Raw genomic sequence first — 12162 nt, 5'->3', positions numbered from 1 at the left:
GATTAACGGCCTCGACCAACTTCCTCGACCAACAACTCAAGCGCCCCGACACGCGCTGTGTCACGCACTGTGTCACGCACCCGCGGAAGCACCCGCGGAAGCACCCGCGGAAGCACCTCACGGGTGCCCTGTGCCCCAACGAAACGGAGACATCCAGCGTCATGCCTCTTCGGAGGCCAGCCAGAGACTGACGCGATACACCGGGCTCAAGCTCGCGTCTCGCGATGCGCTGCGCCCCGTCGGGATTGCGTTCGCGAACGTGACGCTCCCGCGAGGCCACCGGAGCGTCATCCCGATCTGCCCCTGCGCCGTGCGCCGATGCGCCCCTGCGCCGCTTGGCGTGCGCCCCGCGATCAACCGCGGGTTGCGAGCCCCGCAACGGGCGGTTGCGCCGGACAACGACGCCTCTGGCGACAGAAGCGCGATCAAAACCTAAGCTCGGAGCGAGGAAAGGATCACCCATGAACACGAATGACGCAGCAGCGGCCCCCGCCCCGGACGGCACCGGCCCCGCGGCCGGGGCCTCATCCACGCTGGGCCAGCGCATCGGCGAGTCGCGCCGCCTCCGCGGCTGGACGCAGGACGACCTGGCCCGGAAACTGCGGGTCACCCCGCAGGCCGTCTCCAAGTGGGAAACGGATCAGTCGATCCCGGACCCGTCCCTCTTCGTCCCGCTCGCCGACGCGCTCGGCGTCGGCCTCGACGACCTCATGCGGGACCCCGCCTCTCCGGCCCCGCCCGTGACCGCGGTGATCACGAACGGGGGCGGGAGCGGAAGCCGGGTCGTGACCGGCGCGCGCGCCAAGAGCATGGTCATCGTGACGACGCCGATTGCCGGAGCCGAGCAGACGTCCGGGCACGCGCACAAGAAGCCGGCCCGCGTCACGGTGCCGCTGTGGCTGATCGGCGCGGGCATCGGCGCCGCCCAGGGCTTCCTCCCGGAGAGCCTGCGCGGCGACATCGACCTGACGCCGCTGCGCGACGCCATCACGAAGGGGGAGCCCGGCGTCTTCCTGGAGGTGGAGGAGGCGGACGTCCGGGTGACGATCAGCCTCGAGTGACCTCGCGGATCGGCCAAGTGCCGTCGGCGACGAAGGCGGGGTCCTTCGCCCGGCGCATGTACGCCTGGAAGTTCTCGGCCTGGGCGGCCGCCCAGTTCACCTGGGCGGCGTGCAGCTGCTCGAGTTCCGCGGGCAGGTCCGCGGCGTACTTCGTCGCCACCGCCTGCAGGACGCGCCCGGCGGCGATGGCGTCCGCCCCCGCGTCGTGCGCCTGGCTGAGGTCCACCCCGTAGTGCTCGCTGACCGCGATCAGCGTCCGCTTGCCCTTCCGGTAGCGGTCGAGCTGCTTGTCGAGGATGAGCGGGTCAAGCACCGGGGCGACCTCGGCGGGCCAGGCGACCCCGTAGCGCTCGGCCTCGGCCCGCAGCAGCGTCAGGTCAAAGGGGGCGTTGTAGGCAACGAGCGGGAAGCCCCGCTCCAACATCTCGGTCATGCGCCGCACGATCTGCTCGATGCCGCTCTGGGCATCCATGCCGGTGCGCTCCGCCATCTCCGTGGTGATCCCGTGCACGTTCGCCGCGGCCTCGGGGATCGGCACCCCGGGGTTCAGCACCCAGTCGTAGCGCTCGCTGACCGCGCCGTCGCCGCTCAGCAGGGCGATCGAGGCCGTCACGACCCGGGAGTTCGCGGGGTCGATGCCCGTGGTCTCGGTGTCGAACACGGCAAGGTTTTCGGCCCAGAGGGGGAGTCGCTGCGTCATGGGGTCCTTTCGGGTCCCTTCGACTCTACCGAGTTCCACGCCCCCGCAGGGCGCGGGCCGATAGACTCGTGCCGATGACTTCCGCACCCGCCTCCCCAGTCCCGCAGGCCGCCCCGCCGCTCAGCAGCCAGGTCACCGTGCTCGGCGCGCGCACCCACCTCTGGGAATACGGGGACCCGAGCGGCCCGCCGCTCCTCCTCGTGCACGGCTTCCGCGGCGACCACCACGGCCTGGAGCTGATCGCGCAGCGCCTGCCCGGCTTCCGGGTGATCGTGCCGGACCTTCCCGGCTTCGGCATCTCCGAGGCCTTCCCCGCGCACCAGCACGACCTGGCTGGCTACGCCGCCTGGCTCAACGCCCTCGTCGCCGAGCTGGGCCTCGGCCGCTTCTTCGTGCTCGGCCACTCCTTCGGGTCCCTCGTCGTCTCCGCAGCGATTTCCTCCGGGCTCAGCCCCGAGCGCACGGTCCTCATCAACCCGATCGCGGCACCCGCGCTTGCGGGCCCCAAGCGACTCATGACGAAGCTCGCCGTGCTGTACTACCGGGCCGGGGCCGCCCTGCCCGGCGCGCTCGGCAGTGCCCTGCTCGCCAATCCGCTCATCGTGCGCGTCATGAGCGAGACGATGGCGAAGACCCGAGAGCCCGAGCTGCGCGCCTGGATCCACGACCAGCACGATCGTTACTTCAGCCTGTTCTCGGACCGCAGGACGGTCTCCGACGCCTTCGACGCGTCGATCTCCGCCACGGTGCGCCAGTTCGCCCCGGCCCTGACCGCGCCCACCCTCATCATCGCCGCCGACCGGGACGACATCACGCCGCTCGCGGCGACGCTCGCCCTGCGCCGGGAGCTGGCGGACGCCGAGCTGCGCATCGTGCCCGGCGTGGGCCACCTGATCCACTACGAGGCCCCGGATGACGCCGCCGCCTGGATCACGGACTTCCTCGCGTGATCCGGATCGACATCACCGGGCTCGACGACCCGGCGCTGCGCGACTACACCCAGCTGACCGACGTGAAGCTGCGCAGCGCGCGGGAGCCCGCCGAGGGCCTGTTCCTCGCGGAGTCCGCCAAGGTCATCGACCGGGCCCTGCGGGCCGGGTTCCGCCCCCGCTCCCTGCTGCTCCTGGAACAGTGGCTGCCCGAGATCGAGCCCCTGCTCGCCGGGTTCCCCGAGGTGCCGGTGTACGTCGGCAGCTCGGCCCAGCTGGAGGAGATCACGGGTTTCCACATGCACCGGGGCGCGCTCGCCTCGATGCACCGCGGCACGGAGCGGGACGCGGCCACCCTGCTGGCCGCCTCGCGGCGCGTCGTCGTCCTGGAGGACATCACCGACCACACCAACGTTGGCGCGATCTTTCGCTCCGTCGCCGGGCTCGGCGCGGACGCGGTGCTGCTCAGTCCGCGCTGCGCGGACCCGCTCTACCGGCGCAGCGTCCGGGTGAGCATGGGGGCGGTGCTCCAGATCCCCTGGGCCCGGCTGCCCGAGTGGGACGAGGCCAAGCCGCTGTTCACCGAGGCCGGATTCACCCTCGCCGCCCTCGCGCTGTCCGACACCTCGGTGGAGCTCGCCGAGTTCGCGGCGCACCGGCCCGAGCGCGTCGCGCTCATGCTCGGCTCCGAGGGGCCGGGGCTGACCCGCGCGGCGCTCGCGCGGGCCGACGAGATCGTCACGATCCCGATGGACCGCGGCGTGGACTCGCTGAACGTGGCCACCGCCGCCGCGCTCGCGCTCTGGGCGCTGCGCGACGTGCCGCTGGCACCGGCCGCGCGCGGCTGAGACGCCGCGCGTCGCCCGCATCCATGAGCCCCGCTCATCGTGCGATTGCCGAATGATCGTTGTTCGGGGAGCGCCCGCTTGCTGTGATTGACAGCATGACGAAGAATGCACTGAGCCCGGAGACCGTGGCTCCCCGAACCCTGCTGCCCGTGCTTGCCGTGGCCGCCGCCACGTTCCTCGTGGTCACCTCCGAGATGATGCCGGTCGGGGTGCTGAGCCCGATGGCCGAGTCGCTGGGGGTATCGACCGGGCTCGCCGGCATGTCCCTCACGATTACCGGGGTGATCGCGGCGATCGTCTGCACCCTGGCTCCGGTGCTGGCCCGCGGCGTGGATCGGCGCACGATACTCGCGGGGTTCATGCTGCTGCTCGCGGCGGCGAATGCGATCACGGCTCTGGCCACGAGCTACGCGGCGCTGGCCGGGGCGCGGGCGTTGCTCGGCGTCGCGATGGGCATGGTGTGGGGGCTCGCGGCGGGGCTCGGTGCCCGGCTCAGCACCGGGAGGGGGGCCGCCCTCGCCACGACGATCATTTTCTCCGGGGTCTCGCTCGCCTCCGTCTTCGGCGTGCCGCTCGGGACCCTCGTCGCCGACCGCTTCGGATGGCGGACGGCCTTCTGGGCGCTGGCGGTGCTCGGGCTCGCCACGAGTGCGCTGTTGCTGACCCTGGTGCCGAGGCTCCCCGCGGCGGGCACCGCGAGCCTCGCCGGGGTCTTCGGGGTGCTCCGGAACCCGGGGGTGAGCATCGGGCTCAGCATCACCGGCCTCGTCGTCTTCGGGCACTTCACCGGATACACCTACGTGCGGCCCGTGCTGGAGGGCGGCTTTGGGCTGCCCGCCGTGCTCATCGCCGCGGCGTTGCTCGTGTATGGGCTGGCCGGGGTCGTCGGGAACGTGTGGCTCGGGCCCATCGCCGTTCGTGATCCGAAGCGTGGGGTGCTCGCCGCAATCGGCGGCGTGTTCCTCGCGACGACCCTGCTCGCCGCGGGCGTCGCGGCGTCCCCGGCCGCGGCCTTCCTCCTGCTCGCCATCTGGGGGCTGGGCTACGGCGGTGTGTCCGTCGCCACGCAGAGTTGGACGGCGAGCGCGGAGCCCGCACGGGTCGAGGCCTCCTCGGCGCTCTGGTCCGGGGTCTTCAACGCGAGCATCGCGCTGGGGTCGGTGACCGGCGGGCTCGCGCTGGAGGCGGGGGGCAGCGGCCAGGTGCTCTGGCTGGCGGCGGGGATCACCGCCCTTGCCGCGGGACTCGCGGCGCTGGCTCGACCGACCCGCCGACCCGCCGGGCCCCGGGAACGGCTCAGCGCGTGCCCGTCACGTCGCGCGTCTGCTCGGGGCCGGGCGGGTCGCTCAGGCGGCGGTTGCCTCCCGGAGCCGGGTCACGAACTCGGCCACGAGGGGGTGCTCCGGGTCGGCGTCTCGGGTGAGCGCCACCAGGGTGGTCGGCGGGAGCCCGTCGACGGGCACGAAGGAGACATCGGGCCGTGACAGGTATTCCGCGCTCGCCTCGCAGACCAGGACGCCGGCCGGTTGCGTGGTCACGAGCGACAGCGCTTCCGGCAGGGTGAGCGCGGTGGCGACGTAGCTGAGCGGGGTGCCGTCGCTCGTGACGCGCGGGGCGTTTGCCGCGAGCCAGGACTCGGGCGCGACGGGCTGGGGAGCCACGAGCGGCACCCGGCCAAGCTCCGCGGCGGTGAGCCGGTCTCGGGAGGCGAGCGGATGCGTCGTGGCGAGCGCGACCCACTGGGGCTGGGCGGAGAACTCGAGCAGCTGGCGCAGGCCGGGCTCGTGGCTGGGGGAGAGCACGAGGGCAAGATCGACCTCGCCACGATTGACCTTGCCAAAGGGGTCGGCCCACGGAAGCTCGACCAACTGAAACCTGCCCCGGGGCAGGGCGGCGAGCGCGCCGGTGACCGAGGCGTAGACGGCGCTTTGGAACCCGATGCGGAGCGGGCGCTCCGGGGATCCCGCGGCGGCCTGGGCGGCGGTGAATCCCGCGCGGAGCTGCGCGAGCGCGGGGAGGACCTGCGCGGCGAGTTGTTCGCCGAGCGCGCTCTGCCTGACGCTGCGACTGGTGCGCACGAATAACGCCGCTCCGACCCGGACTTCGAGGCGTTTGATCATTTGGGACACCCGGCCCTGGGAGACCCCGAGGGTCTCGGCGGCCCTGCCGAAGTGCAGGGTGTCGCTGACGACGGCGAAGCATTCGAGTTCGCGGAGGGGGAGGTCGGGCAACACCGGGTCGGGGAACACGGGCGGGGGTCCTTTCGCTGGCGGATCTGGGTGGGGACGCGCTGTGCGGGGGTGCGGCTCAGGAAAAGAACCGGAGGTCCTCGGGAAGCGTGCGGTTCCCCCGCTTGCCGGCGGCCCGGGCGCGGTGCCACCAGCGGACGCGGCGCAGCCCGCGTTGGAACCAGATGAGGGTCCCGGCGGCGATGAGGGCCGCGCCGAGCAGGCAGAGCAGGACCGCTCCGGCGATGCCGTCGGTCCGGTCGACGACGACCTGCGCGATGATGAGGCTGCCGAACCCGATGGCGAACGCCCCGATGAGCAGCTGGAGATAGGGGTTGTTGACGTGGAGCCGCCAGCCCGACTGCGCGAGGGGGAAGTCGGGGAGCCGGGCGGGTTCGGGTGCGCCCAGTGCGCGTTCGATTTCGAGCACCCGCACCCGGTCATCGAGTCTCGCGCGCGTGAGCGGGCGGATCTGGGTGACGGTGAGTATCCCAGCCCCGAGTTCGGGGGCGTCGAAGCCGTAGACGCCGCTCCGGGTGGTCAGGTTCGGGCGAAAGGGGCGCAGCCAGTCGATGACCGCATCCGTGCCGGTGTGCCCGAGTTTCGCCGGGAAAATATCGAGCAGCTCTCGCCCGGCGAGGCCGCCGCCCGCGGGTTGCCGGTCGCGGATGATCTCGACCCGGACCGGTCCGTTGCCCCATGCCGGCACGGGTGCGTCGCCTAGCGTTCTGTGGGCGGCTGTACGGGGACCGGTTCCGGGCGCTTCGCGGTGACGAAATCGCCCGAGGACTGATGCTTGATCCGGCGGATCACCCAGGGCATGAGGTGCTCCTTCGCCCAGACCAGGTCCTCCTTGCGGGCCTGACGCCAGGTGCGCACCGGAACGACCCCGGGGTCGACCGCGCCCAGCTCGTGGGGCACGTTCAGCGCGTTCAGCGCCGCGTTTGCGAGCACCTGGTGCCCGAGCGGGTTGTAGTGCAGCCGGTCGTCGGACCAGTACCGGCTGTCCTGGAGTTCCTCGACGGCCCAGAGGTCGACCACGATTGCGTCGTACTTCTGCGCGATCTTGCGGACGTTCTCGTTGTAGATCGCGACCTTGCCGCGAATGGACCGGAACACGGGGGAGAACCCGGTGTCGACCGAGGTGAGCATCATGATGGTCGCGCCGCTCGCGCTGAGCCTGGCGATGGCCCCCTCCAGCTTCGCGGTGACCTCGTCGGCGTCGCTGCCCGGTCGGATCACATCGTTTCCGCCCGCGCAGATGCTGATGAGGTCGGGGCGCAGATCGAGGGCGTGTTCCAGCTGCTCGTCGATGATCTGCTGGATGAGCTTGCCGCGCACGGCGAGGTTCGCGTAGGCGAAGCCCTCGCTCTGGGCGCTGAGTTCTTCGGCGACTCGGTCGGCCCAGCCCCGGTGCCCGCCCGGGCTGTCGGGGCTCGGGTCACCGATGCCCTCAGTCAGTGAATCGCCAATGGCGACAAATCGTGACCACGGGTGTTCCACGTGCGCACCTCCTCGGTATCAGGCCCGCCGCTCGGCAGGATCTTCACGCAGGGGATAGTCTAGAGCGTTGTGACGGAACCCGAATCGATTGAACATGCTCCGGGGACCAGCGCCGCTGAAATGCTCTCACCCGCGTATCCGGAGCGCGCGGCCTGGGGCACGGCGAATCGGCTTCGCGCCTGGCAGCGCGAGGCCATTGAGGCCTACCTGGAAAAGCACCCCCGCGACTTTCTGGCTTCCGCGACCCCCGGCGCCGGAAAGACCACCTTCGCCCTGCGACTCGCCGCGGAGCTGCGCGGCCGCGGCATTATCGACCAGATCACGGTCGTCGCGCCGACCGAGCACCTGAAGAGTCAGTGGGCCGACGCGGCCGCGAAGGCCGGCATTAAGCTCAACCCCGAGTTCAGCAACAGCAGCGGGGCCAGCTACGGGCGGCACTACCACGGCGCGGCGGTCACCTACGCGCAGATCGTCATGAAGCCCGTGCTGCACCGGATGATCACCGAGTCCGCCCGCACCCTCGTGATCCTTGACGAGGTGCACCACGGCGGGGACGCGCTGAGCTGGGGGGACGCGATCCGCGAGGCCTTCGGGCCGGCAACGCGCCGGCTCTCGCTCACCGGGACCCCGTTCCGCTCGGATGACGCGCCGATCCCCTTCGTGGAGTATGCCCCGCACCCCTCTGGCACCCGCGTTTCCCTCACCGACTACGACTACGGCTACGGGAAGGCCCTCGCCGACGGCATCGTCCGCCCCGTCGTCTTCCTCGTCTACGCGGGGAAGATGCGCTGGCAGACCTCCGCGGGTGAGGAGATGGAGGCCCGGCTCGGCGAGGGCAACACGAAGGACATCACGTCGCAGGCGTGGCGCACCGCCCTCGACCCCAACGGGGAGTGGATCTCCGCCGTGCTGCGGGCCGCCGACAAGCGGCTGAGCGAGGTGCGGCACACGGTGCCCGACGCGGGCGGGCTCGTAATCGCCACGGATCACGCGAGCGCCCGCGGCTACGCGGAGCAGCTGGAGCAGCTCACGGGCGAGAAGGTCGCGCTGATCCTCTCCGATGACTCGGGCGCGTCCCAGCGCATCGATGATTTCTCGAAGGGCGAGAGCCGCTGGATGGTCGCGGTGCGCATGGTGTCGGAGGGCGTTGACGTGCCCCGGCTCGCCGTCGGAGTCTATGCGACGAGCTCCGCCACGCCGCTGTTCTTTGCGCAGGCCATCGGTCGCTTCGTGCGGAGCCGACGCCGGGGCGAGGTGGCCTCGGTGTTCATCCCGAACGTGCCGACCCTCATGGCCCTCGCCTCCGAGCTGGAGAAGGAGCGCAATCACGTCCTCGACATGCCCGGGGCGAAATCCGAGTGGAACATGGAGGAGGCCGAGTTCAACGCGGCCGAGCAGGAGGATCGCGCCTCCGAGACGCTGACGGGAGAGTTCGTCTACCAGGCGCTATCCTCGGACGCGCACTTCGACCGGGCGGTCTTCGACGGGGCCGAGTTCGGCGGCTACGCCGAGGTGGAGAGCGAGGAGGAGCTCGACTTCCTCGGCTTCCCCGGCCTGCTGGAGCCCGAGCAGGTCAAGGAACTCCTCCAGCAGCGCCAGGCGAGGCAGGCCAAGCGCAGCGCTCAGAAGCAGGGCATCCTGGAGCATGCCCCGGAGAAGGCGGAGCCGGACCAGGCCCTGTTCCGCACGCTGGGGGAGCAGCGCAAACTCCTGAACAGCCTCGTGGGCATGTACTCGAAGGTCTCGGGCGAGCCCCACGGGATGGTGCACGCCGAGCTGCGCCGCGTCTGCGGCGGTCCCGCGGTCGGTCAGGCCTCGGTGACGCAGCTACAGAAGCGCGTCGAGCTGCTCCGCCGCCGGCTCGCCTCCTAAGCGGGCGCTTGCGGCGGTCGCCGCATCAGGGCGTGCTGAGGCGTGTGCTGCTCCCGTGCTCGATCCGGGTGCCGAGCGTGCCGTGGGCGCTCCGGGTGATCGTGGCCGTGCGGGTGACCCGCGCGCCGCGGGGCAAGGCTGACGCTCCGGGGTCCTGCGGTGCCCCCGCTGGCTCAGGACCCGACGGCGATGGCGCGCGGGGTTCCCGCGGGCAGGATGCCACTTCGGGGGAGAGCAGCCAGGGAGAGCCGCGCGGCCATCGCGCCTCTCAGCCAGGCCGCGATGCGGTCCAGGGCGGCCTGGAACTCGGGGCGCTGGGGACGGTCCAGGAAGCCGTGCAGGGCGTTCGGGACGACCTCGCGGTCGAGGCGCACGCCGTCCGCGCGCAGTTCCGCGGCGAAGGCGTCCCCGGAGGGGCGAATGAGGTCGCGCTCGGCGTCCAGCATGAGGGTGTCCGGGAAGCCGGTCAGGGCGTGTCCGCCCGGGAAGGCCCAGGGCTCGGCGAGGGCGGCCTCGGAGCCCGCGTAGTTGCGGTTCATGAGGCGCAGCGCGCCGGGTCCGTGCAGAACCCGAAACCGGCGCGGGACGCTGGCGCGCAGCGCCGGGGGTGCCTCGGGGGCGCGGGCGTGGAAGATGCCGTAGCCGAGGACGGTGCCGAGGACGGGGGAGCTGCCCGCTCGCGCGAGGCGAAGGCTCGCGGCGGCGGCGAGGCAGGCCCCCGCGCTTGCGCCGCCGAGAAAGATGCCGGGGCCGCCCTGCTCGGCGGCGAGGCCGAGGGCGCTGGCGATGACCTCGTTGACGGGCTCCGGGTAGCGGGGCACCGGCGCGTGAACGGCCCGCCGCGCCCAGGCGGTGCCGGGCCGCGGCACGAGCCGGTAGTCGATGGTGATGACGGGCCAGCCCCGCTTCGCGAGGCCGAGGGCGACCCGGTGCGCCTCGGCCTGCCGGAGGCCGCCGGAAAAGAAACCACCGCCGTGCAGCCAGAGCAACGGCGGTGGGGAAGTGTCGAGTCCGATCGGGTCGTAGCGCCTGATGGGGATGAAACTGCGGCGCGGTTCACGGGGGATCGCGCTGACCCGGTCGGCGGCGGCGGTGACCGCGTGCGGGTGTTCGTCAGGGTCCGGGTCGTTCACCCGGAGGGTGTCCGTCGCGTCGTGCATGCGGCCAGTGTATGCACCCCGGGAGCCGGGGTCCAGGGGCAGTTTCGCCGTGATCCTTCCGCGAACGGATGTTCTCTGGGGCAGCCGCGCTACTGCGTACCCTGGGGGATGAGGCGGACGCGGTCTCCGTTGATCTCGACGGTGCCAGCGAACTCCAGCCCGCGGAGCATTTCGGCCGCGTCGCGACCGTCTTCGGGGTGGAACTGTGCCCGGCCGTCCCGGGTGAGGTACACGGAGCCGCCGGCCTCGAACTGCACGGTGGGATAGTCGAGAATTTCCCAGGTGCCGGGCGCGGGCCCGGACTCAGCCAGGATCACGTGCAGCGGGCAGCCGTCGCGCGTGTCCCGGCTGAGGGTCGTCGAGGTCAGGGTGCTGGCCGCGCAGGCATCCACCATCGCGTTGATCTGCGTTTGGGCCTCGGCACGCAGGGCATCGGTCGGCGTGAACTCGAGGGTGACCGTGCTGTCGACCCCGGTCACGACGGCGGTGTCCTGCTCCAGGGCGAGCGTGTGCGGGGAGCCGGAGGCCAGCGGATACACCGCGGGGAAGAGGGTCTGGTTCGGGCTCTGCAGGGGCACCCCGCTCAGCAGGGGCGCGTCCTGAGGCAGCGGACGGTTGCTCTGGAACAGCACGCGCTCGGCGACGGGGCGGGCGAGCTGCCAGGTGCGGAGGAGCCCCCATTGCCGGGGCCCCTCGACGAGGTAAACGCTCACCGTGACGGTGTGGTCGGCGAGGGTGTACGTGACCTCGAGGTTCTGATTGGCGGAGTCGAGGGGGGTGTCCGCCGGGGTGACGGAGACCGCGCTGATGTGCTCGATGGCGTTGCCGAGGACCTCGTCGGTGAGGAGCCCCGCCTCGCCCGGCGTGCCCGGGGCCGGGGCGGTGAGCGCGTTGGCGGCGGTGGCGTCGCCCGCGGCCAGCGCGGCGAAGTATTTCTCGGCCGTGGCCTGCGGGGTGCGCGAGGCGTTCACGTCGGCGACGGTGATCGCTCCGCCGATGAGGAGGGCGGCGACGGCGAGGATCAGGGTGATGAGGAGCCGCCGTCGGGCGCGGCGGGCCTTCGGGGCGAGGAGGTGCGGCGAGGTCTCGCTCTGCTGTTCCACGGGTGTTCTTCCTCTCTGGCGCACGGCCACACCGGGGCTTTCGGCTCCTGCGCGCGCCACGGTCCCTCGAAGCCTAGCGCGCGAAGCGGGTGCGCGGGCGGCGGCGGGTGACCCCTGGCCCGGTCGCAGCGCCGCAGGGGGTCAGCCGGTGTGGGCGTCTCTGTTCCGGAACAGCGCCCACGCGATCCCGGTGAGGGTGAGCGCCCAGAGCGCCATGACGAGCCCCCCGGGGAGCGGATCGAGCAGGCCGATGCTGGGGTAGGCCATGAGGAGCTGGATGCCGGCCAGGTCGGGCAGGAAGCGCAGCAGCGGCACCGCGGGGAGCAGGGAGATCGTGAGCCCCAGCACCAGCGGGACGAGCAGGACCAGCGTGACGATGATGCGGCGGGAGATCACGGTGACCCCGGCCGCGACGAGCGCGATGAGCGCGTAGTTCGCGCTGACCCCGAGCAGGTTCCAGGCCATCCGCGGGGTGAACTCGCCGGGGGAGAGGCCGTGCTCGCCGAGCGCCCCGTGCTTGAGGAGCACGGCCGCGCCGACAGCGACCGCGCCGATGAGCGCAGCGAGCACCCCGATCACGAGGAGCTTCGCGCCGAGCACCTGGCCGCGCCGGGGTGTGGCCAGGAGGGAGGTGCGCAGCTGGCCATTCAGGAACTCGGTGCCCGTGATCAGGGCCGCGAGCAGCATGACGAGGGGCTGCCCGAAGCCGGCGGTCTCGAAGCCGTGCGTTTCAATCGGGAAGGGGGCGCCGCGCTCCG

The 12162-nt window shown here is 71.9% G+C and carries 10 protein-coding genes and 2 pseudogenes; 5 read left to right on the top strand and 7 right to left on the bottom strand.

Annotated elements, in window-relative coordinates; translation table 11 throughout:
- Positions 1-461 precede the first annotated feature (461 nt).
- Positions 462-1061, top strand: a complete 600-nt coding sequence (locus OOT08_RS17010; RefSeq protein WP_325094008.1) for a helix-turn-helix domain-containing protein — start codon at positions 462-464, stop codon at positions 1059-1061.
- On the opposite strand, the gene OOT08_RS17005 is transcribed toward OOT08_RS17010, so the two are convergent.
- Complete coding sequence (locus OOT08_RS17005; RefSeq protein WP_325094007.1) at positions 1048-1761, bottom strand: exonuclease domain-containing protein; 714 nt, start codon at positions 1759-1761, stop codon at positions 1048-1050. The genes OOT08_RS17010 and OOT08_RS17005 overlap by 14 nt on opposite strands.
- A gap of 74 nt (positions 1762-1835) precedes the next feature.
- Between OOT08_RS17005 and OOT08_RS17000 the strand changes: the two genes are divergently transcribed.
- From OOT08_RS17000 to OOT08_RS16990, 3 genes and pseudogenes are all read left to right on the top strand, one after another.
- Positions 1836-2711, top strand: a complete 876-nt coding sequence (locus tag OOT08_RS17000; RefSeq protein WP_325094006.1) for an alpha/beta fold hydrolase — start codon at positions 1836-1838, stop codon at positions 2709-2711.
- Positions 2708-3538, top strand: a complete 831-nt coding sequence (locus tag OOT08_RS16995) for a TrmH family RNA methyltransferase (RefSeq protein ID WP_442916274.1) — start codon at positions 2708-2710, stop codon at positions 3536-3538. The genes OOT08_RS17000 and OOT08_RS16995 overlap by 4 nt, the downstream gene beginning before the upstream one ends.
- Before the next feature lie 95 nt (positions 3539-3633).
- Positions 3634-4614: pseudogene (locus tag OOT08_RS16990) on the top strand (MFS transporter); the annotation flags it as partial.
- Between the two features lie 270 nt (positions 4615-4884).
- Here the strand turns inward: OOT08_RS16990 and OOT08_RS16985 are convergent.
- From OOT08_RS16985 to OOT08_RS16975, 3 genes are read right to left on the bottom strand one after another with little or no spacing between them, the layout of a single operon-like run.
- On the bottom strand, positions 4885-5787 hold the full coding sequence (locus tag OOT08_RS16985) for a LysR family transcriptional regulator (RefSeq protein ID WP_325094005.1): 903 nt from the start codon (positions 5785-5787) through the stop codon (positions 4885-4887).
- Between the two features lie 58 nt (positions 5788-5845).
- The gene (locus tag OOT08_RS16980) at positions 5846-6475 is read right to left on the bottom strand and encodes a hypothetical protein (RefSeq protein WP_325094004.1); all 630 of its coding nucleotides are present in this window, start codon (positions 6473-6475) and stop codon (positions 5846-5848) included.
- A gap of 11 nt (positions 6476-6486) precedes the next feature.
- Positions 6487-7269, bottom strand: coding sequence for an SGNH/GDSL hydrolase family protein (locus OOT08_RS16975; RefSeq protein ID WP_325094003.1), 783 nt, complete (start codon positions 7267-7269; stop codon positions 6487-6489).
- Positions 7270-7389: 120 nt separating this feature from the next.
- On the opposite strand from OOT08_RS16975, the gene OOT08_RS16970 reads away from it, so the two are divergent.
- A complete protein-coding gene (locus tag OOT08_RS16970) occupies positions 7390-9141 on the top strand; it encodes a DEAD/DEAH box helicase (RefSeq protein WP_325094002.1) in 1752 nt (583 codons plus the stop codon).
- Between the two features lie 173 nt (positions 9142-9314).
- Here OOT08_RS16970 and OOT08_RS16965 read toward each other — a convergent pair whose 3' ends face one another.
- From OOT08_RS16965 to OOT08_RS16955, 3 genes and pseudogenes are all read right to left on the bottom strand, one after another.
- Positions 9315-10301 (bottom strand): alpha/beta hydrolase, encoded by a 987-nt coding sequence (locus tag OOT08_RS16965; RefSeq protein WP_325094001.1) that lies wholly within the window; start codon positions 10299-10301, stop codon positions 9315-9317.
- Positions 10302-10390: 89 nt separating this feature from the next.
- Positions 10391-11404 (bottom strand): hypothetical protein, encoded by a 1014-nt coding sequence (locus OOT08_RS16960; protein WP_325094000.1) that lies wholly within the window; start codon positions 11402-11404, stop codon positions 10391-10393.
- 141 nt (positions 11405-11545) lie between these two features.
- Positions 11546-12162, bottom strand: a pseudogene (locus OOT08_RS16955) (hypothetical protein); the annotation flags it as partial.

It is taken from the genome of Leucobacter sp. M11 (assembly GCF_035726885.1).
In the GTDB taxonomy this organism is placed as follows: domain Bacteria; phylum Actinomycetota; class Actinomycetes; order Actinomycetales; family Microbacteriaceae; genus JAPFRB01.
The sequence above is the reverse complement of the archived record's forward strand: the minus strand, read 5'-3'. Positions and strand labels throughout refer to the sequence as shown.